Source organism: Simkania sp. (assembly GCF_965215465.1).
In the GTDB taxonomy this organism is placed as follows: Bacteria; Chlamydiota; Chlamydiia; order Chlamydiales; family Simkaniaceae; genus Simkania.
In genome coordinates this window covers 1,132,741-1,156,159 of sequence record NZ_OZ244056.1, presented here as the reverse complement: position 1 = coordinate 1,156,159, position 23,419 = coordinate 1,132,741, and the positions used below count along the sequence as shown (strand labels likewise).

At 42.2% G+C, this 23,419-nt stretch carries 33 protein-coding genes and 2 tRNA genes; 8 read left to right on the top strand and 27 right to left on the bottom strand.

Annotated features, from left to right (window positions below; translation table 11 throughout):
- Positions 1 to 3: 3 nt before the first annotated feature.
- From ACOOFG_RS05325 to ACOOFG_RS05295, 7 genes are all read right to left on the bottom strand, one after another.
- Positions 4 to 1,245 (bottom strand): MFS transporter, encoded by a 1,242-nt coding sequence (locus ACOOFG_RS05325; protein ID WP_420422604.1) that lies wholly within the window; start codon positions 1,243 to 1,245, stop codon positions 4 to 6.
- Entirely contained in the window at positions 1,217 to 2,272 is a 1,056-nt protein-coding gene (gene hemH, locus ACOOFG_RS05320) for a ferrochelatase (RefSeq protein WP_420422603.1), read from the bottom strand. Before hemH ends, ACOOFG_RS05325 begins: the two co-directional genes overlap by 29 nt.
- A gap of 3 nt (positions 2,273 to 2,275) precedes the next feature.
- On the bottom strand, positions 2,276 to 3,478 hold the full coding sequence (locus ACOOFG_RS05315) for an MFS transporter (protein WP_420422602.1): 1,203 nt from the start codon (positions 3,476 to 3,478) through the stop codon (positions 2,276 to 2,278).
- A gap of 61 nt (positions 3,479 to 3,539) precedes the next feature.
- Complete coding sequence (locus tag ACOOFG_RS05310) at positions 3,540 to 4,103, bottom strand: HPP family protein (protein WP_420422601.1); 564 nt, start codon at positions 4,101 to 4,103, stop codon at positions 3,540 to 3,542.
- Between the two features lie 278 nt (positions 4,104 to 4,381).
- Positions 4,382 to 4,672: a hypothetical protein gene (locus ACOOFG_RS05305; RefSeq protein WP_420422600.1), complete on the bottom strand. Its 291-nt coding sequence runs from the start codon at positions 4,670 to 4,672 to the stop codon at positions 4,382 to 4,384.
- Between the two features lie 6 nt (positions 4,673 to 4,678).
- Positions 4,679 to 4,972: a hypothetical protein gene (locus tag ACOOFG_RS05300; protein ID WP_420422599.1), complete on the bottom strand. Its 294-nt coding sequence runs from the start codon at positions 4,970 to 4,972 to the stop codon at positions 4,679 to 4,681.
- Positions 4,973 to 4,974: 2 nt separating this feature from the next.
- The gene (locus tag ACOOFG_RS05295; RefSeq protein ID WP_420422598.1) at positions 4,975 to 5,292 is read right to left on the bottom strand and encodes a hypothetical protein; all 318 of its coding nucleotides are present in this window, start codon (positions 5,290 to 5,292) and stop codon (positions 4,975 to 4,977) included.
- 164 nt (positions 5,293 to 5,456) lie between these two features.
- Here ACOOFG_RS05295 and ACOOFG_RS05290 point away from each other — a divergent pair, with 164 nt between their 5' ends.
- On the top strand, positions 5,457 to 6,194 hold the full coding sequence (locus ACOOFG_RS05290; RefSeq protein ID WP_420422597.1) for a potassium channel family protein: 738 nt from the start codon (positions 5,457 to 5,459) through the stop codon (positions 6,192 to 6,194).
- An 11-nt stretch (positions 6,195 to 6,205) separates the two neighbouring features.
- Here ACOOFG_RS05290 and ACOOFG_RS05285 read toward each other — a convergent pair whose 3' ends face one another.
- From ACOOFG_RS05285 to ACOOFG_RS05255, 7 genes are all read right to left on the bottom strand, one after another.
- Complete coding sequence (locus ACOOFG_RS05285; RefSeq protein ID WP_420422596.1) at positions 6,206 to 6,649, bottom strand: hypothetical protein; 444 nt, start codon at positions 6,647 to 6,649, stop codon at positions 6,206 to 6,208.
- Positions 6,634 to 7,032 (bottom strand): hypothetical protein, encoded by a 399-nt coding sequence (locus ACOOFG_RS05280; RefSeq protein ID WP_420422595.1) that lies wholly within the window; start codon positions 7,030 to 7,032, stop codon positions 6,634 to 6,636. The genes ACOOFG_RS05285 and ACOOFG_RS05280 overlap by 16 nt, the downstream gene beginning before the upstream one ends.
- 32 nt (positions 7,033 to 7,064) lie before the next feature.
- The gene (locus tag ACOOFG_RS05275; RefSeq protein ID WP_420422594.1) at positions 7,065 to 7,466 is read right to left on the bottom strand and encodes a hypothetical protein; all 402 of its coding nucleotides are present in this window, start codon (positions 7,464 to 7,466) and stop codon (positions 7,065 to 7,067) included.
- A 155-nt stretch (positions 7,467 to 7,621) separates the two neighbouring features.
- Entirely contained in the window at positions 7,622 to 7,798 is a 177-nt protein-coding gene (locus ACOOFG_RS05270) for a hypothetical protein (protein ID WP_420422593.1), read from the bottom strand.
- Between the two features lie 23 nt (positions 7,799 to 7,821).
- Positions 7,822 to 8,028, bottom strand: coding sequence for a hypothetical protein (locus ACOOFG_RS05265; RefSeq protein WP_420422592.1), 207 nt, complete (start codon positions 8,026 to 8,028; stop codon positions 7,822 to 7,824).
- A 74-nt stretch (positions 8,029 to 8,102) separates the two neighbouring features.
- Entirely contained in the window at positions 8,103 to 8,762 is a 660-nt protein-coding gene (locus tag ACOOFG_RS05260; RefSeq protein ID WP_420422591.1) for a hypothetical protein, read from the bottom strand.
- 286 nt (positions 8,763 to 9,048) lie between these two features.
- Entirely contained in the window at positions 9,049 to 9,630 is a 582-nt protein-coding gene (locus ACOOFG_RS05255; RefSeq protein WP_420422590.1) for a hypothetical protein, read from the bottom strand.
- A 159-nt stretch (positions 9,631 to 9,789) separates the two neighbouring features.
- Between ACOOFG_RS05255 and ACOOFG_RS05250 the strand changes: the two genes are divergently transcribed.
- The gene (locus ACOOFG_RS05250; protein WP_420422589.1) at positions 9,790 to 10,491 is read left to right on the top strand and encodes an SDR family NAD(P)-dependent oxidoreductase; all 702 of its coding nucleotides are present in this window, start codon (positions 9,790 to 9,792) and stop codon (positions 10,489 to 10,491) included.
- A 27-nt stretch (positions 10,492 to 10,518) separates the two neighbouring features.
- Here the strand turns inward: ACOOFG_RS05250 and ACOOFG_RS05245 are convergent.
- The 8 genes from ACOOFG_RS05245 to ACOOFG_RS05210 form a co-directional block, all read right to left on the bottom strand.
- Positions 10,519 to 10,603 (bottom strand) — tRNA-Ser (locus ACOOFG_RS05245).
- 69 nt (positions 10,604 to 10,672) lie between these two features.
- A complete protein-coding gene (pheS, locus tag ACOOFG_RS05240; RefSeq protein WP_420422588.1) occupies positions 10,673 to 11,698 on the bottom strand; it encodes a phenylalanine--tRNA ligase subunit alpha in 1,026 nt (341 codons plus the stop codon).
- 39 nt (positions 11,699 to 11,737) lie between these two features.
- Positions 11,738 to 12,094 carry a 50S ribosomal protein L20 gene (gene rplT / locus ACOOFG_RS05235; RefSeq protein WP_420422587.1) on the bottom strand — a complete coding sequence of 119 codons (357 nt, stop codon included), beginning with the start codon at positions 12,092 to 12,094 and terminating at the stop codon, positions 11,738 to 11,740.
- A gap of 22 nt (positions 12,095 to 12,116) precedes the next feature.
- Positions 12,117 to 12,314 (bottom strand): 50S ribosomal protein L35, encoded by a 198-nt coding sequence (gene rpmI, locus ACOOFG_RS05230; RefSeq protein WP_420422586.1) that lies wholly within the window; start codon positions 12,312 to 12,314, stop codon positions 12,117 to 12,119.
- A gap of 18 nt (positions 12,315 to 12,332) precedes the next feature.
- Positions 12,333 to 12,836, bottom strand: coding sequence for a translation initiation factor IF-3 (infC, locus tag ACOOFG_RS05225; protein WP_420422585.1), 504 nt, complete (start codon positions 12,834 to 12,836; stop codon positions 12,333 to 12,335).
- A 44-nt stretch (positions 12,837 to 12,880) separates the two neighbouring features.
- A complete protein-coding gene (locus ACOOFG_RS05220; RefSeq protein ID WP_420422584.1) occupies positions 12,881 to 14,167 on the bottom strand; it encodes a hypothetical protein in 1,287 nt (428 codons plus the stop codon).
- 47 nt (positions 14,168 to 14,214) lie between these two features.
- Positions 14,215 to 14,288 (bottom strand) — tRNA-Val (locus ACOOFG_RS05215).
- 19 nt (positions 14,289 to 14,307) lie between these two features.
- Positions 14,308 to 15,786, bottom strand: a complete 1,479-nt coding sequence (locus ACOOFG_RS05210) for an L-aspartate oxidase (protein WP_420422583.1) — start codon at positions 15,784 to 15,786, stop codon at positions 14,308 to 14,310.
- 198 nt (positions 15,787 to 15,984) lie between these two features.
- On the opposite strand from ACOOFG_RS05210, the gene ACOOFG_RS05205 reads away from it, so the two are divergent.
- The gene (locus tag ACOOFG_RS05205; protein WP_420422582.1) at positions 15,985 to 16,479 is read left to right on the top strand and encodes a tRNA (mnm(5)s(2)U34)-methyltransferase; all 495 of its coding nucleotides are present in this window, start codon (positions 15,985 to 15,987) and stop codon (positions 16,477 to 16,479) included.
- A gap of 149 nt (positions 16,480 to 16,628) precedes the next feature.
- Positions 16,629 to 17,507 (top strand): hypothetical protein, encoded by an 879-nt coding sequence (locus ACOOFG_RS05200; RefSeq protein ID WP_420422581.1) that lies wholly within the window; start codon positions 16,629 to 16,631, stop codon positions 17,505 to 17,507.
- On the opposite strand, the gene ACOOFG_RS05195 is transcribed toward ACOOFG_RS05200, so the two are convergent.
- Genes ACOOFG_RS05195 through nusB form a run of 4 tightly spaced genes read right to left on the bottom strand, consistent with a single transcriptional unit; the run spans position 17,490 to position 20,743 of the window.
- A complete protein-coding gene (locus ACOOFG_RS05195; RefSeq protein ID WP_420422580.1) occupies positions 17,490 to 18,635 on the bottom strand; it encodes a bifunctional folylpolyglutamate synthase/dihydrofolate synthase in 1,146 nt (381 codons plus the stop codon). The two genes, ACOOFG_RS05200 and ACOOFG_RS05195, sit on opposite strands and share 18 nt — an antisense overlap.
- Positions 18,622 to 19,449, bottom strand: a complete 828-nt coding sequence (locus tag ACOOFG_RS05190) for a PHP domain-containing protein (protein WP_420422579.1) — start codon at positions 19,447 to 19,449, stop codon at positions 18,622 to 18,624. Before ACOOFG_RS05190 ends, ACOOFG_RS05195 begins: the two co-directional genes overlap by 14 nt.
- On the bottom strand, positions 19,449 to 20,330 hold the full coding sequence (gene murB / locus ACOOFG_RS05185; protein ID WP_420422578.1) for a UDP-N-acetylmuramate dehydrogenase: 882 nt from the start codon (positions 20,328 to 20,330) through the stop codon (positions 19,449 to 19,451). Before murB ends, ACOOFG_RS05190 begins: the two co-directional genes overlap by 1 nt.
- Positions 20,309 to 20,743, bottom strand: coding sequence for a transcription antitermination factor NusB (gene nusB, locus ACOOFG_RS05180; protein ID WP_420422577.1), 435 nt, complete (start codon positions 20,741 to 20,743; stop codon positions 20,309 to 20,311). The genes murB and nusB overlap by 22 nt, the downstream gene beginning before the upstream one ends.
- A 141-nt stretch (positions 20,744 to 20,884) precedes the next feature.
- Here nusB and ACOOFG_RS05175 point away from each other — a divergent pair, with 141 nt between their 5' ends.
- Positions 20,885 to 21,364 carry an MgtC/SapB family protein gene (locus ACOOFG_RS05175; protein WP_420422576.1) on the top strand — a complete coding sequence of 160 codons (480 nt, stop codon included), beginning with the start codon at positions 20,885 to 20,887 and terminating at the stop codon, positions 21,362 to 21,364.
- Here ACOOFG_RS05175 and ACOOFG_RS05170 read toward each other — a convergent pair.
- Positions 21,361 to 21,849 (bottom strand): Dps family protein, encoded by a 489-nt coding sequence (locus ACOOFG_RS05170; RefSeq protein WP_420422575.1) that lies wholly within the window; start codon positions 21,847 to 21,849, stop codon positions 21,361 to 21,363. The two genes, ACOOFG_RS05175 and ACOOFG_RS05170, sit on opposite strands and share 4 nt — an antisense overlap.
- Before the next feature lie 79 nt (positions 21,850 to 21,928).
- On the opposite strand from ACOOFG_RS05170, the gene ACOOFG_RS05165 reads away from it, so the two are divergent.
- Genes ACOOFG_RS05165 through ACOOFG_RS05155 form a run of 3 tightly spaced genes read left to right on the top strand, consistent with a single transcriptional unit; the run spans position 21,929 to position 23,411 of the window.
- Positions 21,929 to 22,432 carry a DUF6790 family protein gene (locus ACOOFG_RS05165; protein ID WP_420422574.1) on the top strand — a complete coding sequence of 168 codons (504 nt, stop codon included), beginning with the start codon at positions 21,929 to 21,931 and terminating at the stop codon, positions 22,430 to 22,432.
- 32 nt (positions 22,433 to 22,464) lie between these two features.
- A complete protein-coding gene (locus tag ACOOFG_RS05160) occupies positions 22,465 to 23,049 on the top strand; it encodes an exonuclease domain-containing protein (RefSeq protein ID WP_420422573.1) in 585 nt (194 codons plus the stop codon).
- Complete coding sequence (locus ACOOFG_RS05155) at positions 23,046 to 23,411, top strand: cupin domain-containing protein (protein WP_420422572.1); 366 nt, start codon at positions 23,046 to 23,048, stop codon at positions 23,409 to 23,411. Before ACOOFG_RS05160 ends, ACOOFG_RS05155 begins: the two co-directional genes overlap by 4 nt.
- The last annotated feature ends 8 nt before the right edge of the window (positions 23,412 to 23,419 follow it).

Sequence of the window (23,419 nt, the reverse complement as noted above, 5' to 3'; positions counted from 1 at the left end):
ATTCTAAGTCGCTTCTTCCTGGTCTTCTCTGAGGCGCTTATAACTCAGCACATACAAACACAACATAAAGAGAAAAAAGAACAAGAAAAGGCATGGCATCACAATTGATCGATTTCCTGGAATGAGTCCCATGACAATGATACCAAACAGCGCTGAGCCAATATTGATAAAGCTCATGATTGAGGAAGCATTGGGTTTGTCTTTAACGCGGAAAGTCGCGAGAACAGCCGCATTCGAGTACATGAGTGGAATCCCAAAGTAAAGTAAACACACGGGCAAGAAAATGCTGAAAACAGAGGTAGAACCACTCAAAAGCAAGCCAAACAAGAGAGCCACTCCAACTGCCATGATGCAGATTCCAGCATGTAAGACGGCTTTGATTTCAAAGTGATTAGCCAAACGGGCTGCGACAAAATTTCCTAAAAAGTATCCACATGCCGGAATTAAATTGAGCAGTCCAAATGTATCGGGGCGCACCCCTATCATACTAATCACAATAACTGGAGCTGTGGCAGCAAAGATATAGACAAAAATCGTTGAGGTTCCAATCAAGATCGAATAGATCACTAAGATGGGATTTTTGAAATCGCGTTGGTAATTTTTTAGGACTGTCAAGAGACGGGTTGCTGTTTTTTCCTGACCTGGCCCAGTCTCTGCAAGACGATGAACGAGGTAGAGCGCAAATATCGAATAGAGTGTTAAAAAGTAAAAGCAACTTTCCCAACCAAAGAGAGTCACTAAACTCCCCCCAACAGCAATAGAGATCCCAGGAACAACAGCAAAGGCAAGCATCGTATATGCAGTGATTTTGCGAGCGTGTTTTTCGTAAAAGTAATCGCTAATAATCAAAAACGTCAGGCTCAGTCCCACACTCGAACCAAGCGAGGTCAGCAGCCTTCCCAATAGGAGAAGCTGGAAATTGTGCAACGGCCCTGAAATGGCACAAAGGAACGAGGAAACCATTGCAATCGAAACGCCAACATAGAGTGCTGGTTTCCTTCCGAAACGCTTGGCAAAAGGGCTATAAATGAGCTGTCCAACACAATATCCCAACAAGTAAAGTGTCACCGTGAGTTGCGCAACACTGACAGAAATTCCAAACTCTTTAATGATTGAAGGAATCGCCGGCGTAAAAAGGGCCGCTCCTATTGAGCCAAAAGAAATCAACACAATCAAAGTTAAAAGAGATGGTCTTCTGACATTTAACTTCTGCAGATCAGACGATGGTTGAATTGGCGCACTCATTTCCCTCCTTACGCGGTAACTGTTTTAAAATAATACTTCTCAGAGCTGAAACCCATTCTGGTCTTGCGTTGAGCCCTTCGACTAAGTCCAGCTTTTCCCCTCCCCACTGTTTGAATTCAGCTTGATATTCTATCCCAATTTCTTGCAATGTTTCAAGACAATCTGCAACAAAAGCAGGAGAAAAAACGAGAAGTTTCTTCTTACCCTCTTTGGCAAGCCTTTCCAAGACATCGCTTGCATAGGGTTGGATCCAAGGGTCTTTACCTAGTCTGGATTGGTAGCAATGGCTCACTGCCTCTTGAGGAAGCTTGAGCTGACGGCAAATGGCAGCGGTTGTTGCAACACACTGAGCCGCATAACAAGTGCGGTTCTTCTCTGTCAGTTCTTGGCAGCAATTGGGCGTCTTCAGGCAGTGGTTGCAACGGTCTGCTTTTTGAACTTGTCTTTGTGGAAGCCCATGATAACTGAAGAGAAAGTGATCGTACTGATCTAGCTCGTATTCGCGAGCCGACGCACAAAAAGCATGGATCACCTCTTCATGCGTAGCAAATCCATCAACGAAGACTAATGCAGGAATCACTTGCCAAGTTTGAAGGATACGAAAAACTTCTTGATAAACCGAACCGGTGGTTGCAGAGGCATACTGAGGGAAAAGTGGAACGACGACAATTTTTTCACAGGTTCTTAAATTTTCAAGCCCACTTTCAATAGAAGGGTTTTGATAACGCATCGCGAGTTCGACTTGAAATGAATTTCCCAAAGATTCTTGCAGTTTATCTTTCAGCTCGTAGCTGTGAATCTTAAGCGGAGAACCTTCAGGCTTCCAAATGGTTTGATAAAGCTTTGCAGAATTTCGATACCGCTTAGGAATGATCACCCCTCTCACAAGCAATTGACGCAAGAAAAAAGGAATGTCTATGACTCTTCCATCTGTCAAAAATTGAGTGAGATAACGCTTAACTACGCGGGGCTCAACCGAATCAGGTGTCCCCAAATTGACCAAGAGAATGCCCACTCTAGAATTCATTGCCTACTCCATGCTTTTAACTTGACTTAGATGGACATGCTTATAAACTGCATTCAAACTAAAGACAAGTGCGCTGAGCAATGAAGTGACTCCAAAAACAACAAACCCCTCTGCATAAAGATTGGAATCGCCAAAAAAACCTAAAACTTGAGGAACAATCCCAGCTCCGAATGTGAAGCCAAAGGGAGCCATGATAGAGACCATAGCTGCATTTTTTTCAGGGGTTGCAATTGTTGCCACACCATAATGAATGATTGGCATCAGACAAGCTGCAATCGGGGACTGAACACAAAAAAGAAGTAGAGCCAGCATAGGATTCGTCATCCCCATCATAGCTGTGACAACTCCACAAATGACTAAGATGATCACTAAAGATTTTTTTAGCCCTAAACGGTCGGCAAAATATCCCCCAACAATTGCTGTAAAAATGCTAATTGTTCGCGCAATGATAATCAAATGGCTGACTTCATGAGCTTCGAGCAAGTTGTGACGCTCAAAGTAATCAGGAGCCATATTATAGATCCCAATATTCAATCCATTGATGATGCAAAGGAGTAAGTTCAAGATCCAAAAAGAGGGCCTTGCAAAAACTTCACGAACAAAAGCAAATGTAATGGGGACGCTCCTTTCCTCTTTTTTTCGGATCATAAAGAAGAGAAGAAGGCTTAAAACTGCTGAAAGGAGGCCGAAACCATTGAGAATTCCTCTCCAACTGTAAAATTGGATAAAAAAATGCACAAAAAGAGGCCCCAAAATAAAGGCAAAACTTTGAGCCGTCCCAAAAATTCCAAAGGCTTTTCCTAAATGGTGACTTGGAACATTTTCTCGAATCAAAGCCACCGCAGAAGGAATAAAAAAGCCTGCGCTCACTCCGACTACAAAAACAGCCCACCTAAACTGCTCAAATGAGTTTGCATAAGCAGTCAGCATCAGTGCAAAGCCTGTCGTCAAGATAGAGAAAATGATCGTAAACTTATGAGAAAATTTCGCAGAGAGATACTGAGAAGCAAAGAGTGTGATGGCAAATCCAAGAGATAAGACTAAAAAGATGTTTCCTGTATCGGCGTGGCACAAATTCATCTCTGAGCAAATGAATGGGGTCAAAGGTGAAAAAATGACACGCGCCAAAATGTTGACAAACGAAATAAAGCTGATCAGTGTCAGAAAGGGTAAATATGGAGTAAAGCTGGTATTTGTCTCGGTCACATTATGCATCGTATTATTAGCCGTTTTTCTATCGTATTACTCAATTAACAACAACCCATTTTTAGGGTCGAAGATGAGAAACCTTAATCATCGTTTGTAGCAGCTCATTTTTACTCAAAATTCCAAGGACTTTATGTTCATCATCAATAATCGGAACAGCATCGAGGTTTTCATCGAAAAAGACCTGGATCACTTCATTTAAATTCGTACTTTCATCAGCACAAAGGGTCTCTTTCGACACCAATTCTTTTAAGCTTTTACTTCCCTCTTTTGCTTGGATTTTTCGCAAAATCTCTTTTTCTGATAATAGGCCTACAAGCTTTCCCTCTGAGGAAACAATCGGAAAATGCTCAAATTGATGGTCTTTCACAAGCTTCCAAGCTTCTTCAAGCGACAGATTTTCATGTAAAGGTAGAATTTTCTTATTCATAATCTCTCCAGCAACGATCACAGATCGCTGCTTGTAGAGTTTTTCACTTGCCTTTAGAAACTTCTCATGTTTTTCAGCATCCGATTCCCCCCCAAACTGCTGCCCAGGTTGTCTTTGCTGTTCGCGCCGATCTTTATCAATCGGCTCAACCCGATAGGGAGACCGAGCACTACTTGTATTGGTAATGTAAAACATCAAAGAATCCTTAAAAAAACCTTTGTTACAATAATACCATTTCGGAAAAATAAATTACAGAATTAGCGCAGAGGTTTTCGAGTGAAAATTCAGTTTGGAGATTGATGCTAACCACTTGTTGGTTAGCGAAATCGAAAACTCAATTTTAACCGAAAAAAATCAAGCTATATTCACTAAGTTATTTTTCCGAAATGGTATAACTCTAATTTTACCGCTAATCAGGTTTAAAAAGGAATAGAGGATGTGCACTTTAGAGACAAAGTGCACTATAGAAAAAATTATAGGCCTAGATGGATACGTGTTTCTTCGGCTTCTTTTCGGACCCTTTCAAGCATTCCTCGATTATTCGCATAATCTTCGCAAACATTGATCAGGATTTTAATCGACGACAATGTCTTTCCCCCCACCCCGCGGGCATGATTGATAATCTCGTCTCGCCAAATAGGCAAAATCGTTTTCATATCGTCTTCAGTCTCTTCTGAAGCTTCAAACTCACCTAAAAACTCTTGGATCTCCCCTCGGAGGATTTCCTTCTCCTGCTCCTCTGGAGCTTCTTCTTCTGGATACATATTCCCCTACTTTTCAAGATCTTGCCTAAGTTGATCTAAATCTCGAACAACATCCTTTGGATTCCCCTTCCCATCTACATAGGCATGACAATCCACAATCATTTTATTGATATGCTCTTCTATTTCTCCCCCAATCTCATGGGCCTCGCTCTCCAGGGCTTTTTCAAGAAACTCTAAAACCTCATGCATTGAATCTCTAGAATATCCCCCCTGCTCAAAACGCCACAAAAATGTTTGAAGATCGTGGGTCAACTGCCTTTTAACCCCTTGAATCTTGCCTTTTTCTGGAGGAAGGCTCATCGTTAACTCCTTAAAACTTCCTTTACATGCTCCAGCTGCGTATTCACTCGCTCGAGTTTCCCATGCCCATTCGCAAAATCTGCACAAAATTGAACAAGTTGCTGGACATGTTCATATAGTTTTCCACCGATTTCCTTTGATCGACTGAGTATCATTGTCTCATAGAGACGCAAGAGATGGCTCATTGTTGATTTAGAAAAACCTTCATTTTCAAGACGATAGAAGAAATTTCCAAGAATTTCATCAAGCTCTCGCTTCATGACAGGCATCGCACCTGGAAATGGTTGACTAAGTGGTGTTGGTTCTGGATTTGTACTCACGGAATACCCCCTTCACATGACTCCCTATTTATAAAATAAAACAAGGGGATTTAATTTCATATAAATAATAAAAAGTCAAACACATTTAACTAATTATTAATGTTTTAAATTATCTATTGATCCCTAAAGGTGAAAACTTTATAGGTAGACTTGAGGTGCGATAAATGGGAAAACTGATTAAGTTCTACACATCCAAAACTTTTCGAGCAGTGTCTGGCTACTTTAGCCAACTCCTCCTTTCTCTTGTTCTTTTGTTTGTATTCCGTCCGTACGACCGAGGGTTTATTTACTTGACGGTCTGGCAATTTCTATTTGTCATTGTCTTTCTCTCCGCTATCTTCAACTGCAAGCATTCACGCAAAGTTAAAGTTGCCGCTTCCTGCTTTGCGATTCCAGCTGTCCTCTTTCACTTCTTCCATCTTTTTTTTCCAAGTCCTCCTTTTGCTATTTTTTCCTTATCTCTTGTCATCATCTTTACCTTCATCACAACCACCTCAATCATTAAGCAGGTTGTCCTCAACGCTAGAGTGCGTCTAGAAACACTTAAAGGGGTTGTTTGCGCCTATTTCATGGTTGCTTTTGGCTTTTCATTCATCTACTACCTTCTCGATCTCGTGGCTCCTGGAACATTTCACGCAGATTTCTTCAATGCTGAAATGGTCTCTCACAGCCGCTACCTCTCAGAAATGATGTACTATAGCTTTGTGACTTTGCTAACCATTGGGTATGGTGATATCATCGCAGTCAAGGATGTGGGGCAAACTTTCACCATCTTAGAAGGAATCATTGGCCAATTTTACATTGCGATCCTCGTCTCTCGCCTGGTCGCTGTCTACTCATTCTTTGAGCACAAGCTCCATTTAGTTTCGAAAAGTGATTCAAAAAAAGATGCGGGTAAATGAGTCAGAAAAGACTAGCTGTCAGTGACACGCTTGAAAAGCCTGACAATTTCTTGATAATAAAAGGGAAGCAAGTCAAGCGTTGCGATTAGAAAGGTCTGAGCAACAGGTGCTTCCCGACCAAATAAAGGCAATGCACACTGCGTTAAAACAGTCGCTCCAATCAATGAAAGGGCAAAAAACGACGCAAAGTAGACGCCGTGAAGATACCTGTGTGTTTTATAGTAGCTAGAGTCATTTCTAAAAGTCTCCGGAATACAATACTTAGTGAAATCAGCGGCTGCATAATTTGCCACACTACTAGAAAACGCAAAAGTAACAGAAGTGACAAATGCAGGCATCCATCGCATTTCCCGCACAAAACCCGCAAAAGCGATATTTGAAACAAAGCATTTTGCCGTCAAATTTTGAAAATGGTCATAGATGTTGTCAACATTTTCGGTCACGGAGTGGAACATAATCCCACCTCCAATATTCCCACATCTAAAAATGCCAATGCGAGTTGACGAGGCGTACAAGCTTTCCCTAGCATGAGATATGATGACCCTACTGCTGCTGTTGCGAGTAAAACTTTATATTTATGTTCCACTTGACACTCAGCTCCCCTGAAGTGTTCAATCAATTTATCCGTCAATGTGTAGGAAACAGCTGAGACCAGGCCGATTAAAGCAGAAGAATAAGGGGTAATGCTCCACCTTGGGAAAAAATGATTGAGAGAGACAGCCAAGACAAGATTGGATAAAACTGTGGTCGCACAATGTACGCCAACTTTTTTAGCCTCGTGAATAAAAGGCTTCCAATTCGGCTCGCCTGTTCCAAAACCTACATGATTCCAACTCATTATCCATTCCTTCTTCTAAACCCAATTGGGTTTTAATGATAAACCCGATTACATAGCGCAATCGACGCAAAAGATACTGCCCCAAATTGCAAAGAGTCATAAAAAGTCGCTTCCTTTCCACACCATGTCGCAATATCTGGAAAAAAATAAATCGATCCCCAAAACATTCCAGCTGCTACTAAAACTGCTCTGAGCTCTTCATTTTCATCTCCTGGAGCCAAGTGCGAGAGATGATGCGTAACGTTGACAACCAAAGCCGCCACAGCTCCTTGCAAAATACCAACTTTGACCTCACTCAACTTAAAAAAATATGAGAGGAGGCTATTCGCTACAGTTGCGACAATAAGGTGGTCTGTCGTCCGGCCGAGAAAACTTGAAGCAAAGTCTTTACTTAAAGTTTTTTGTCGATAAACGCACTGTGCATCACAAGTCATGTTTCATTCCAAATAAACACTAGAACCTATTCTCTGAATAGATTGAGAAAGATTCATAAAAAGTAATGAAATCATAAATAATTATAAAGAAAAAGTAAAGAGCTCTTTACTGACCAAAATTCAAAGAAAGATTTTGAACCTAGATTTATGTTTAATCAGGGGGTTTTCAGCATCATGCAGATGAAGTTTGCAAGAGAGCTTGCAAAAGTACAAGCCATAGCATTCTCTTTAGTCATCACGTATCCAGCTGAACTTGCAACATTCGGCAAGAAATACGTAGAACCAAATGCAGCTACAGCATAAATGAAAATTTGAGCTGCCTGAGTCTTCATTTTATTCCCAGCAAACGTTCTACCTAAGACACACGTCTACTTCCTGCTAGAGAGGTATAAAGAGCGCCAAAGCCGAGAGGTTTAAGCTCCATATCGAAAGATAATGCTTCTACTACTTTGGGAGCATACTGACCTGCAACTGTTAATCCTCCGCAGGCAAGCACATTAAAACTAAATGGAAGAATTTCGCTCGTTCCTTGAGCTATAAAATTTTGAATTTTACTAGACATTTTGCTCTCTTTGTTAAAAAAAAACGAGGTGGAAGACCACCTCGTTCATCAAGAATTTGATACTTGAAAACAGCTTACGCAGCTTTTTTCTCAGCAGCTTCTTTCTTGTATTCAGCGATATCAAGCTTACCGTCTTTAACGTGCTTAGCGTAGATATCAGCTTTCCACTCGTGAGTTTTAGTAACTTCAGCGCGATCAGAAGCATATTGCTTAGCATCTTTGTCAGTAAGTGTTTTCTTACCGTCAGCGATGTCTTTTGCTAGAGCTGCAAAAGCTTTGTCATCTAGTTTTTCTAGCTCATCTTTCTTTCTCTTATCTTCTTCTGCAGGCTTTTTCTCTGGCATTAGGAAAAGAGCAGCAAGCTTAACAAGAGTAGAAGCAGCAGCAACAGCCATTGAGCTCTCAAGAGTAATTGCCATTCCAGCAAATGTAGCTACTTGTGGTAGGAAGTAAGCAGAAGCGAATGCTCCAACTGCGTGTGCTGCAGTTTTAACCATGTTGCTTTCGAAAGTCTCAGCTGCAAAAGTCCTTCCAAGAACGTTTACTAGGCTACCGCTTAAAGAAGTAAGAACAGAAGCTCCAGCTAGAACTTCAGGTGCCATTGTAACATAAGAAACCAACTGTGGTACGAATTGACCAGCATAAGCCAAAGCACCAGTTCCAACTGTGTTAATGATTGCTGGAAAAGCTTCTGCTTTAGCTTGGTTACCTAGGTTTTGTAAATGAACGGTCATTTTGTCCTCCGTGGATTGTTGTATTCATTTTAATTCAGATGCGGTAATGATAGAGTCATTGTGAATATTTTGTAAAGAAGAAATTTGTCATTTATTTTTTTTATTTTTTTCAAAAAGTCAACACACCTATACACCTGGCTTTTAATAGTTTGCGTCGAGTTTTCTCTACTCAAGAAATACATAATAAAATTGCATCACTTTGTTCAAACCACACTCAAAAAACGTAGCTCTACATAAGTTTATTGAAGACTCTCTAGCCTCTACTTTGTTAGGAACTTGCGTGATGTTAAGAAGAAAGGTTAAGTATCGGTTCGATTTCAGCTTTAGGATGCCGATAGGTATCAACTAAATTTCTAAAATGTCTTTTTGAATAGTGAAATAGTCGAACGGCAGTGAATAAATAAAAGGTGAGTTTAAGAGAATTTTTATTAGCTTCAATCGTCTCCGAAAGACAACCAACATAATCCGCTATTTTAAAGCTAAGATAGGACTTGGGAAAAAAGGTCGCTGCATAAATGAGGACTTCTAATGCCTCTTTCTTCCAACTCAAATCGGTGAAATAAATGACTTCCTTACGGAGTTGCTGACACGAGGGTTTTTTAATCTGTAAAACTTCATCTTGAAGTGGCTGAAAGAGATTATCGACAAAATGATTACAGGCAATCATAGTTGAAATTTCAAAAGGCGTCGCAATACTCATATCAAGCCTCAAGATAAATCTTTGTCCCAAGTAGAACAAGGATCCCAAGGCAACAGTTTCAATCATCCCTTTAATTGCCGAGCGAACAACTAAAGCATAAGTCTCCAGGGCCAAATATCCAGCTTGCTGAAAGAACGAACGAGGGGTAATCTCTTGTACTGCAGTCATTCAAATAATTCTTACAAAGTATTAATATGAAAATAATACATTCCTTTTGATATCAAAGCAATTAGAAAGGTTCCGATGCTCTCAAAAAGTGAATTCATTTTTTTTTCAAATAATTCCCCTTGTGATATTCATTAAATTTAGAACTAAAAGGATTCTCAGATGTCATCAACTTATCTAGTTATAGGAGCCAGCTCAGGAATTGGCTTGCGCGTTACAGAAAAATTACTCGAGGAAAACCGGGGTGTCATTTCACTCAGTCGGAACGCACCTTCCTTACAGAATCCTAACCTCCAGCACTACCCTTGCGATGTCACAGATACAGATGCAGAGTTTCCTCATATCAACGAGCCTCTATCAGGCTTGGCCTATTTTCCAGGATCCATCACTCTCAAACCCTTTAAAAACCTCTCTAAGGATGACTTTTTAAACGACTGGCAAATTAACTTTTTAGGGGCCACTCAAGCGATCAAAAACTATCTTCCCCAATTAGAAATGCAAGATGGGTCATCGATTGTTCTCATGAGTACCCTCGCAGTACAACAAGGCATGCCCTTTCACACCTCTATCGCAGCTGCAAAAGGAGCTCTAGAAGGATTTACGCTCGCACTCGCTGCAGAACTCGCCCCTAAGGTCCGGGTAAACGCTGTTGCTCCATCTCTTACAGCTACCCCCCTTTCAGAGCATTTAACCCAAGATCCAAAAAAGAAAGAGATCTTTGAAAAAAGACACCCTTTAAAAAGACTCGGTACAACGGATGACCTTGCTGAGGGGGTTTTGTTCCTTCTCTCAGAGCGATCGAGTTGGATGACAGGTCAAGTTCTCCACATCGATGGCGGACTATCGACTCTTTCAAGCTTTTAGATAAAATCATTCATAAATTAAAAAGGACGGAAGAGGAGGGATTCGAACCCCCGGTCCCTCTCGGGACTTCTGTTTTCAAGACAGATGCATTCGGCCACTCTGCCACTCTTCCAAATGAAATGTAAGGGTTGATTCTAACGCTTTTAGGAAAATTTGAAAAGAAGAAGTTTTTAGATCGTCTCTAAGCTTCGAATTGCTCAAGGAAACGCATGTCGTTTTCAGTAAAGAGACGGATATCGCTAATCATGGAGCGCAATTGAAGAAGGCGTTCGATTCCCCCGCCCCAGGCATAACCTGAATAGACTTCGGGATCAAGGCCACCTGCTTTTAATACTTCTGGGTGAACCATGCCTGCGCCACAGACTTCGAGCCATCCGGTATATTTACAAAGCTGGCATCCTTCTCCGCGGCATGTCGTGCAGCGAATGTCGATTTCCATTCCTGGTTCAACGAAGGGAAAGTAGCTGGGACGAACACGCATTTCAATCTTTTGGCGGAACACTTTGGTAAAAAACTCTTCCATTGTCGATAAGAGATCGGCAAAGGTAACGCCTTTATCAATGTAGAGCCCATCAACCTGGTGGAAAAAGACATGTGAACGTGCAGTGATAGTTTCATTGCGGTAGCATTTTCCGGTCGAAATGACTCGGATTGGTGGCTCACGGTTTTCCATGATGTGCTGTTGAATGGTGGTCGTATGAGAGCGAAGGAGGACATCTTTGGTAATATAGAAGGTGTCTTGCATGTCTCGCGCTGGATGGTCTGGAGGATAATTGAGCCCTCCGTAGTTGTAGTACTCGGTTTCGATTTCAGGTGAATACTGCACAGAAAAGCCCATCCCGGCAAGAATTTCGGTCACTTCATCGAGCATTTGCGTCAGTGGATGCTTACGTCCAGGAAAGCGGCGACGCCCTGGAAGAGTCACATCGACTTTTTCTTGGCTAAGACGCTCCTTAAGTTCTTGCTTACGGACGTTTTTAAACTTGAGGTCGATGACAGTTGTCATCTCTTGTTTCAAGGTGTTGATTTGTTGCCCAACTTGAGGACGCTCTTCTGGAGCAACATCCCGTAGGGATTTCATGAGGGCTTGGACTGGACTTTTTTTTCCGAGATATTTGACACGAAGGTCTTCTAGCTCTTTTGTGCGTTGAGCTAAATCGACTTCTTTCTTGAAGGCTTCTTTTAAGTCCCGGATTTTATCTTGCAAGGTTTATCCTTTTGCTTCATTTGAAAGCACTCGCAGTTGTTATGCGAGCGCCTTCTTAGCATGATCAGCAACTGCTGAAAAAGCTTTAGGATCTTGGATTGCTAAGTCTGAGAGCATCTTGCGATTGATCGCACAACCAGACTTTGTCAAACCATTGATAAATTTGCTGTAGGAAATTCCATTCACTTTAGCTGCTACACCAATACGTGTGATCCAAAGGCGTCTGAAGTCACCTTTCTTTTTCTTTCGGTGCATGTAGCTGAAAGCAAGCGCTTTCATCACAGCATCTTTCGTAAGACGAACGTGATTTTTTCGATCTCCGACAAAACCTTTTGCCCGTTTCAAGAGCTTTTTTCTACGGCGTCTTGAAGCAACTGGGTTTCTAACTCGAACCATTTTCCTTATTCTCCTTTAACTCTTAGGCTACTCGTGCTAAGCGCTTGTACAGTTTGGCAAAAGCTTCATGCATTTTAGCAGGTTTTTTCAGATGACGCTTCCGTTTCGATGTCTTCTTAGTCAAGATGTGACGGCGTCCCTGCTTGTTGCGCATGACCTTTCCTGTTCCGGTCACTTTAAAACGCTTTTTGATGGCCTTTTTCGTTTTCACTTTTGGCACGATTCATTCTCCTTAAAACTACTTCTTCCCCTGTGGGGCAAGAACTAAACTTAAATTGCGCCCCATCATTTTTGGTGGCGCTTCAATTTGAGCAATGTCTTCAAGTTCCTGAACAAACCGTTCTGTGACTTTTGCTCCTAATTCTGGGTGAGCCATTTCACGTCCTCTGAACATGCAAGTGACTCGAACTTTATTGCCTTTCTCAATGAATTCTCTAGTACGCTTGATTTTGGTCATCAAGTCGTGTTCATCGATATTAGGCTTAACTTTAATCTCTTTAAGCTTCGCGTGGTGCTGAGCTTTTTTACTTTCCCGCTCTTTCTTCGTTATCTGATAACGGTATTTCCCGTAATCGATAATCTTACACACCGGCGGGTTGGCGTTCGGTGAAATTTCTACGAGATCTAATCCTGCTTGCTCCGCATGCATCATCGCATCTTTAATCGAAACTACCCCTATTTGACTTCCGTCTTTTCCAATTAAGCGAACTTTGGGTGCTCGTATTTCTCTGTTAACTCTCAAGCTTTCTCTTCCTATTATCCGAAAAATCGATCAAATTGACTATTCTACTCAAATTTTGTTTTTTTTTCGATACCTTTCGTTCGATCTTCAAAACTTGGGCCTTCTGCTTCCATCATCAGTGCGATAAATCGTTCGACTCGATTGAAAATGGAATGGGTGATGGTAAACCCATTTCCTCTCTTTCTCAGTTCTATAAAGGAGGCACTTCGTCGCATGCCATAGCGATCAGTCACTCTCCATAAAGCTTTAGCCAGTTTTCCTGGCTTTTCTTCAAATTCCAATTCTGCTTTGTTGCAAGCTTCTTTGATATATTCGTATAACTCTTTGTCTTTCTTAGGAATGGAGACTTCTAAAGCCCCTTCGAAACCAAACATTTTAGTCGTTTTTTCAAGGAATTGCAAGGAAGAAATAAGTTCTTGAATGAGGTGTTCATTTAAACAAAAAATATGAGCGCGATCAAAATAATAATCTTTTGAATCAAAAAGTCCTTTCCATGAGTCAATTCCTTCTGCCGAGACAACGCGGCTATATTCTGCAACTTTCCATGGCCCTTTTTTCAAATTTTTTCCAAGTACATCGAGGAGTTCTTCATGGTTCATGAGTAGATCATTTCCCTGAGTCTGAATCACATCAAATCCCGCATTTTCATGAGATTCTCTCCAATAGAGGTAAAGAGCTTCTTTAAGCCGCTCTCCTTTTTTGAGCCAGTAGCAACGATGCACTTCATGTAAATGCTTGCCTCTTTCCATTCGAATCCGAAAAAGTGAAATAGCTCTTCCATATTCTCGATGTTCGGTCTGAAAAAATTGTTTTTTATTTTTGAGAAATTCTTTGAGCTTTTGCTTGTCTTCACAGACGATCCCATGAATCCCAATCACGGGCTTTTCGGCTCCTCGATAGCGGATATTTGGTCTTTTACTATGGCCCAGGAGCTTGATCGCTCCTACCTCACCTGTTGAGCGGGCATAGGGACCTGGGCAAAGATCGGCAAATCCTCTCATTTTAAACACCTCAACGAGGGGACCTGGATGTTGTTTGGCATAAACGGAGGGATAATACCTAGGGTAAGAGCGGAAGAACTCAGCAGCATTGTCTGGAATCATTTCATGATATTCAATCGGGAGGTCCTCTTGGATGATTTTATACATCCGCTCTTCGATGTAAGGGAGCAGGTCTTTAGAAAAGGGTTTGGGAAATAAGAAATCGTAGGCAAAGCCAATAAAGGTTGCCCTTCCTTCAACAATGTGCGCATCGGGGCAAATTTCTAAGACGGCAGCAGCTAGAATTTCGGCGGCGGTTTGACGGATCTGAGTGAGTGTTAAAGATGCCATATTTACGATGTATAACATCCTCAAAGCTTTGGGCTCAAGAAAGAAAATGGGATATAGCTGACTCGAACAGCTGACCTCCACGATGTCAACGTGGCGCTCTAACCAACTGAGCTAATACCCCATTTCAAAGTTATAAAAATTTACACGATTTCCTTATTTGAAGACAACCTAAAATGACAGCCTCGCGAATTCGGGTTACGGGAAGCTCCCTCAGTAATTAAAAGGGCTGTTTGACACCCATTACGCAGTCCAAGCAGTTCGGGAGTCAGTTTGGCATTTGCATAAAAGGAGTCGATTTCCCACTTCAGCTCAGTAAGCATTCTTACTGCCCGTTTAAGTCGACGCGGACTCCGAATCAACCCTACATAGTTCCACATGGTTTGTTTGATCGTCAGCCAATCTTGTTGAATCAAGGCTTGGTCAACTTCCTCTGTCCCATGCTGCCACCCACCGACCTCGGGAAAATAAGCTTTTTTGTCTTCCCACTCACTCACAATATCAGCTGCAGCAGCTTTTGCCCAAACAAGCCTTTCAAGTAGCGCGGTTGAAGCCAAACGATTCGCACCATGCACACCAGTACAGGAAACCTCGCCAATAGCGCGCAGATGACGCATGGTCGTTTTACCCGTCAAGTCAACCGCAATCCCTCCACAAGAATAATGCGCTGCAGGAACAATGGGAAGAGGCTCGCTTGTTAAATCGATACCTTTGGATTTGCAGTAGGCATAGATGTGTGGAAAGCGACCTTCTAAAAAGGAGGGCTTCTTAAAGGAAAGATCGAGCCATAAGTGTGGACTATCACTCCGAACCATTTCCTGAAAAATACCACGTGCGACAATGTCACGTGGGGCTAAATCACCTTGCGGATGCATCGCAGACATGAAAGGTCGAAAGTCTTTTGAAAGAAGCTTACCACCTTCCCCTCTTAAAGCTTCCGAAAGAAGGAAACGGGGTTCCCCTGTTTTGTAAAACGAGGTGGGGTGAAACTGGATGTATTCAAGATTCATGATCCGCACACCAGCACGGAAGGCCATCGCAAGACCGTCTCCTCGCGCTTCTCGCGTATTTGTGGTGTGCAAAAAGACTTCTCCTACGCCTCCAGTTGCTAAAAGCGTTTCCTTAGCAAAGTAAATGTCGACTTGCTCTGTTTCTTGATTGAAAACATATGCCCCTACACACGTCGGCGGCTCGTAGATATCCGTGCACTTTTTGGAATGGTGAGACAGAGTGATTAGATCAACAGCGCTATGATGAAACTTGATGGTGATGTTGGGATGAGCTGCAATTTTTTTTAGCGCTGCTTCCATGATCACACGCCCTGTTTGATCTTGGTGGTACAAAATGCGCGCATGCTGATGGGCTGCTTCTCGCGTGAGCTTTAACTTTCCTTGCTCATCTCGTTGAAAAGGAACTTGTAGCTCGCTTAGCAGAATCTCCTCTACGCATGCGGGTCCTAATTCAACGAGCCTATCGACCGCTTTTTCATAGCAAAGTCCTGCGCCGGCTTTGAGAATATCTGATTTGAAATCATTTGAGCGATCTTCTGATGCGCGGTAGCCAACCCCTCCTTGCGCGCGATAAGAATTTGCTGATGAGATTTGATCACCGGACGCAATCAAAGTGACTTACAATCCTTTCTTTGCAAGTTCAAGGGCTGCAACTGTCCCTGCAACCCCCATGCCAATCACTAAGACATCAGTTTCTATAATCATAGTTGAAGCATAATGCAACAATGCGAGAGAATCAAGGGTATGATTTTATCCCATTTAGAACTTGCACATCGGTATTGGAAATTTTTTTTAAAGCCTGGAGATTTCGTGATTGATGCCACATGCGGCAATGGTCATGATAGTTTGGCTTTAGCCCAAATGGTCGCAGGCAATGTGCTTTGTATTGATATCCAAGAGCAGGCCATTAACGCAACGCGAGAAAAATTAAAAAAATTTTTAACATCCTCTGATTTTAAAAATATTTCTTACCATTTAGGGTCTTACACCCATTTTCCTCCTTTAAAAGCTGCTCCATCTCTTATCGTTTATAACCTCGGATATTTGCCAGGAAGCGATAAAACGGTTGTGACAGTAGCTCAAGAGACCTTGGTGAGCCTGCAAGAGGCTATAACCCTCTTAAAACCAGGAGGATCCATCAGTCTTACGTGTTATGTCAGGCACTCTGGAGGCAAAGAGGAGGAGGAAGCGCTTCTATCATTTTCTAAGTCGCTAGATAAAAATGAATTCGGCGTTTGTTATCATCAATGGATTAATCGTCTAAAATCACCTTCATTACTGCTGATTCAAAAGTTAAATAATTAAAGAAAAGTTTACTAATTGTGCGTTAATTCCGAGAGGAGTAAAATTAGGGTAAGGCCCGGTGAGGGAGGTCAGAAAAAGAACCTAAATCAAGTACGTACTTCTTTTAGGTCATAATGCTCCTATAAAAAATAATTAAACTGGGAGAGAAGGTGGCTGATCCAAGAATTGATGGTAACAATGTCATTCATGACATCTCCTTTACTTTCCATGAAGCTGGTTTGGAAAGTATTGGAAAAGATTTAGACAGGGTCCTTCATACAGATGAAGACCTGACTCAGTTAACGATGCGCTGCGATAGCCTTCGTGGTAAATTACAATCCCCAGAGTCAAAAGCTCAATTGGCTTCATACTATGGAAGATTGGATACACTTAGAACAAACAATGAGGTCGATCGCCTTGTTGATACAACCTGCTTTCTTGTGGCAAATCGCTGTGATTTTCCACAAGAAAAGATGACGGCCAAAGTTGGGGAATTACAAAGCGAGCTTGCTCGCATATGGTATGACAATGCGTTGTCAATACCGAACAGACGGTTCATAAGAATCGTCGTTTACAATTTAAACCAATTGCAAGTCTTTCCTTCCTCAAAAACTGCAGATGTGCTAAATAACAGTGCGCACATTGCATATTTAAGTAAGGATCAAGATATGCTCCCTGAATCCGAACTGCGCACCACTCTTATCGATGCAGAAGAGTGGGAAAGTGCAGAATTTGCCTTTGACTTATGCGAAATGGCTCACTGTTTCTACCAAAATAAAATCAACGAAGGGATGAAAAAATTGCATCAACTAACTCCGTCACAAAAAAATCGCCTGGAAGAGATTTGTTTAGCTCTTGGTGCGGAGTACCCAGACCACTTTATCGGTAAGGATCTATCAGAGTGTCAAAAAGACATTATACTGTGGGTTCAAGCTTTAGTGGGCTATGCGAATGAAGTAGCTCAAGGAGAACCTCTCATGTTCTTTCCTTCTGAGGGCGAAATTCACATGATGTTTCGAGAAGTCGAAACGTTAGATAGTGATGAGTGATGCTAGGGTTTCTTCCATCATGTAAAAGGATCCAGCAATCGTCACTAAACGATTATTTTCTCCATTTATCAGGTGTTTGAAGGCAGCAGAGGCTGCCTCGAATACCTTTACATTGTGATAACCCCCACTTATTAAACCTCTTTCCAGTTCTTTCGGATTTTTCAGTCTTTCATGCTCTGACGTATACAGGGCAATCTCCTCGACATGCTCTTTGAAAAGAGGAATGAGAGGCTCTAAGGGTTTATCTTTTGAGAGCGCAAGAAGCAGTGCAACTTTTCTTCCAGGAAATTGATTTCTTACCTCTGTAAAAAGTCGACTAAAAGCACTTGGGTTGTGCGCCACATCTGCGATAGTTCTTTCATCGATCATTTGAAAGCGACAATATGGGCGTTTGGTGATCCCCTTCATTTTGGCTAAGGGAGAGGTTGGGAAATGAGGGTGCAGGATTTCGAGAGCTTTATAAGCAATTTCCTCATTTTCTTCTTCAGAAACAAGGTAGAGTGGCGCCTCTTTTGTGTGTGCCATTTTTCTTAAAATAGGCAAGTTTGCCTTCGCACCTAGTAGAACTGGGGTTTTTTCTTTGATGATTCCCCCCTTTTCTCTTGCGATGTCTTCTAAAGTCGGTCCTAAAATTTCTTGATGGTCAAAATCAATCGTCGTGATGACACTTAGAAGAGGGTTAATGATATTGGTCATGTCAAGTCGCCCTCCAAGACCTGTTTCAATCACCGCAATATCGACATTCTTTATTGCAAAGTGTTCAAAAGCAAGAAGCGTTGTGAGCTCAAAAAATTGGGACGTAGGAGCTAGTTCAAAAAGGCGCTGCAATCCTGACACTACTTCATCCTCTGAAATCATTTCTTGATTGACGGTGATCCTTTCGCGGTAAGTGAAGAGGTGAGGTGAGGTGTATAGACCTACGCGGTATCCTTCAAGTCGCAGACCTTCGGCAATTTTACAAGCTACAGATCCTTTTCCATTCGTTCCTGCAATATGCACAGTGGGATATTTATCTTGTGGATTTCCCAAAGCTGCAGCAAGTTTTCGGGTGCCTTCGAGGTCTTGTTTACGCTTTGGATTGTTTCCTAGAGAAAACAGATGGTCGATCACGGTATCATAAGTTGTCATACATCTTCCCAAATATCGATTCAACAGTTTCGCGATCAACCCAAGAGCAGCCTAAGGTCACTTGAGGCTTGACGGATCCATGAAAATCAGAGCCACCGCTAATCAGCCAGTTTTTTTCTCGTGCAATTTTGAGCCATTTCTTTTCCATCTCGTTATAGAGCAGCGAATAGTAGCACTCAATGCCATCAAAATTCATTCCGAGCAAAAAGCGTAAGACTCCAGCTCTTTGAATCAGATGCGGATGAGCAATAAACGCCTTCCCTTCGGCTTCATGAATGTTGTCGATGGTTTCTTGAACACCAAAGGGTTCACCTTCAACAAAGCAACACTTCCGATCTCCAATGTACCGGTCAAAAGCATCTTGAATACTTTTGACATATCCCTTTTCAACCATCACCTGCGCAATGTGAGGACGTCCGACAATCTCCCCTGTCTTCTTCGCTTCGAGTTCTTCCTCTGTCACAACTAACGAAAGATTGTTTAACTTTTCCAGAATTTCTAGGTTACGACGATTGCGTCGCTGTTTGTGCTCTTCGCAAAAAGCTAGAAGTTTTTCTGTTTTTTGAATTCCGTAGCCTAAAATGTGTACGCTTACCTTATGGTAGCGCGTCGAAAATTCGACCCCCATAAAAAGATCGATTCCCAGCTGCTTGGCTAATGCCCAGGTCTCATCAGTATAGGCATCTAGGGTATCGTGATCGGTAAAAGAAAGGCCAGAAAGCCCTTTTTCTTTAGCGTGATGGAGCACTTCTTTTGGAGTCATTGTTCCATCTGAAGCAGTCGTATGACAATGTAAGTCTGCTCGATAATCCACTAAGCATTCTCCTTCTCATAGGGAATTTGCCGCATTTCCAATTCAAGTTTGATTCCAACGCTTTGGAAAACTGTTTGACGTACTTGTTTTGCGAGCTCAAGGACATCCTGTGCTGTCGCCTTCCCTCGATTGACAATGAAATTGGCATGCACAGTCGACACTTCAGCATCGCCAACCCGTTTGCCTTTGAGTCCACATGATTCTATGAGTAACCCTGCTGTTTTTTCTTTTGAAGGATTACGAAAAACACACCCTGCAGAGGGTTGACCATAAGGCTGAGTCGCAATGCGATACTTTGTGATTTCTACTTGTTTCTTCCGCGCGTCTTTGCATTTTTGAAGAGTGAATGTGCCGCTCACGATAATGCCACGATTTTCATGAAAAGAAGAATGGCGGTAGGAAAATGTGAGTTCACTTCGTTTTTTAGAGACAAGCATCCCTTCAGGATTAACGTAGGTAACTTCTGTTAAAACGTCACAGGTTTCAGAGCCACCTGCTCCAGCGTTCATAAAGATCGCTCCACCAACAGAACCCGGGATCCCCGCTGCAAACTCAAGACCAGAATAACCTTGCCTCGCCATTTGGGTTCCAAGAAGAGAAAAATTGTATCCGGAACCAACGATTAGCTTTCCGTCATTAAAATCGCAAAAACGGATAGAGCTTAAAATCACCAGGCCACTGAAGCCCCGATCATCGAAAAGAGAGTTCGATCCTCGTCCAATAATCCAAAATGGGAGCTTTTCTCGGTTGATAAAACGGCGCACTTCGGCCATCTCTTCTGGAGTTTTGATCTCCACAAAAAGCTTAGCTGGCCCCCCGATTCCAAAGGTCGAGTAGGAAGCTAAAGATTGATTGGGAATTAACTTGTCTTCAATGGACATGGCTCGGCTTCTCTCGTTCGGTAGATGGCATCGAGCACAGCATTGACAAAAGCTCCACCTTCCGGGGTCCCAAATTTGCGGCCGAGTCGAATGGACTCCGCAAGGGCTACTTTGGGAGGAATGTCCTCATCATAGAGGAGCTCATAAACTCCAAGTCTCAAGATATTCCGTTCCACAGGGGAGATTCGGTTGAAGTCGTAGTCGCGTGAACACCTCGAGATATGCTGATCAATGTCATCTAATTTCTCAAAAACGCATTGCATTCTCTCATGAGCTTGTCTCAGTGTTTTTTTTGTCACTGTCAATTGATCAAGCAAGGACGTGATGACTTTAAAGTCAGAGCTCTCATTGAGGTCCTGACTAAAGAGCATCTGAAACACAAGCTCGCGAAACTTTCTTTGTGGAACAACCATATTCATATTTTAAATTGAAACAGGAATAGAGTATAGCAAATCTTTCGTCTTTTCGCATATGTAGAAAAATTTCTTTACAAACCCCCGTCTATGGAGTTAATACGGAAATCAAATCTTCAAAAGGAAAAACACCCTATGAACATGGAATGGCACACTGAATTGCGCTTAGCTGGAGACCTGTTACTTGCGGCCTTTTTAGGGGCCATAATTGGCCTCGAGAGAGAGCGGCATGTGGGCCTTGCTGGGATTCGAACTCATGCTGCAGTCGCATTGGGAGCTTGTTTTTTCGGGTTCATCTCGTTCAACGTCACGGGACCTAGTGACCCCAGTAGTGTCGTTGGACTCGCCGACCCCTCACGTATTGCAGCTCAAATTGTCAGTGGTATCGGTTTCCTTGGAGCCGGTGTGATCCTGCGAGACCGAGGGCGCATTCGAGGACTGACAACAGCTGCCAGTGTTTGGGCAACAGCTTCTATCGGACTTGGGGTTGCCAATAAGATGTACATTTTAGCTAGTGCCTCGACAGTGATTATTCTCTTGCTTCTTTCACTTTACCGCGTTCCTGGTTGGATGAAGTGGAAGAAAAAACATCAGCGTCGCTTTCAAGATGATGGCGATTAAAATTGGGTGAGAGAGCTTCTAAGCATCCAGGCAGTCTTTTCATGAACTGCTAGCCGCTTGTTGATGAAATCAGCCGTCGCCCCATCTTCGACCTTTTCAGCATAAGGTAATTTATCTCTTAAATAGCGGATAACCGTCTCGTGATCATGGAGCAATGCTTCCATCATCTGCAACGGAGGAAGTACTTCTTTAGCACACTTGATTAGGCTCATTTTTGTAAACGATTCGAATGATCCTTCAGGATACTCCCCTAACATCCGAATTCTTTCGGCTATTTCATCAATTGCTTCTGCAAGCTCTTCATATTGATCTTGAAACATGAGATGATAGGAATGAAAAGCTGGACCTGTCACATTCCAATGAAAGCTTTGAGTTTTTAAATAAAGAGCATAGCTTGACGCCAACAATCCTTGAAGAATGTCGCATAAATCTTCTCTCTCTTTAGATTGAAGTCCAATGTGCAACTCAACAACATCACGATTCATTTGTGTATCCTCTTTACAAGATTTCTTTTTCTTCTTAATGTGTAAAATTTAATTTAACAACAAGAAAAAAGGTTCTTCGTTGGTTTTCATAGAAATTTTATTTATTTCTACTTTTTGCGCGATGTTCGTTGGAGCAGTTATTCACATCGCTTGTCTGAAAAAGGACCGCTCAGCTCAACGAAGACTCAAAGTATTTTTAATCTGGGTTCTTGCTTTTGCAGGAATCATTGGGTTGGAGAAATTTTACGGTAATGTTTTCCATCCAGAACTTTATGCAGAGTTTCTAGGATGGAAGCCGAATGATGCGTGGCAATATGAGGTCTCAGTCATCAACTTCATCATTGCAGCTTTAGGCATTCTTAGTATTTGGTTTCACGATCTCTTTTGGCTTGCAACTGTTATTGCTCTGACAATTCGGGACTGGGGAATTGCCGTAGGTCACTACTTAGAACTCATTCGTCACTACGATACAGCTTGGGGCAATGTTGGGCTCGCAGTGTATATCGAAATCTTTCATCCAATTGTTGCCATTGCGCTACTCATAGCCTATTACAATGTAAAAAAATTTCCCCGAAAGGTATGATCTTTCGGTTAGACTTGACTTAAGGTAGGAACGTGCTCGGAATCTTTCTCGATACAGAAACAAATGGACTTAATACCAAAAAGCACAAAGTCATTGAAATCGCCTACAAAATTGTCGATGTTCTAACAGGCTCTCTCGTTGAATCTTTTGACACCATCATCTTTCACCCTTTTGAAGAGTGGAAAAAAAGCGACCCTCTAAGTCTAAAAGTCAATGGGTTTTCTTGGGACAATATTAAAGATGGAATGCCCCCAGAAAAAGTCGCAGAAGAGATTAAAGCCTCTTTCGCCCGCTCAGGAATCGAGCGGGGTAAAGCCGTGTTCATCTGCCAAAACCCCTCCTTTGATCGCGCTTTTTTTAACCAATTGATTGATGCAGATGCACAAGAACTGCTCAATTGGCCCTACCATTGGCTTGATCTCGCTTCGATGTTCTGGATGAAACGTCTAGCGACTGCTCCGCCTTTTCCATGGGAAACCGGGGTTTCGAAAAATAAAATTGCTGCTGTATATAACCTTCCAACAGAAGCTACACCTCACAAAGCAATGAATGGTGTCGACCATCTTCTTCTTTGTTACAAGGCTGTTGTTGGATTTCCAAAGGAAAAAACATCATGAAGTACATTCCTGCAGAAGATCGGAATTGGGTTGAAGGAACAGGGTATAAGAAAAACATTCTTCTAAAAGGAATGGAAGATCTCAATTCCCAAGGAGCCCTTGTTCAACTTCTCACAATTGCGCCCAATACGATCGTACCTCCTCACTATCACGAAAAAGGGCTCGAAGTCTTCTACATCCTCAAAGGACGAGGCATGATGACTATTGGCGACGAAGTGGTTCACCTGCATGAAGGAGACACCTTGACTTGTGAGCCCGAAGAGATCCACAGTGCAGAAAACCCCTACGACGAACCTTTCGAATTCATTGTTTTTAAAACAAACTGGGAAAACGACGACAGTATTTGGCTAAAACCCAATTGACGACTTAA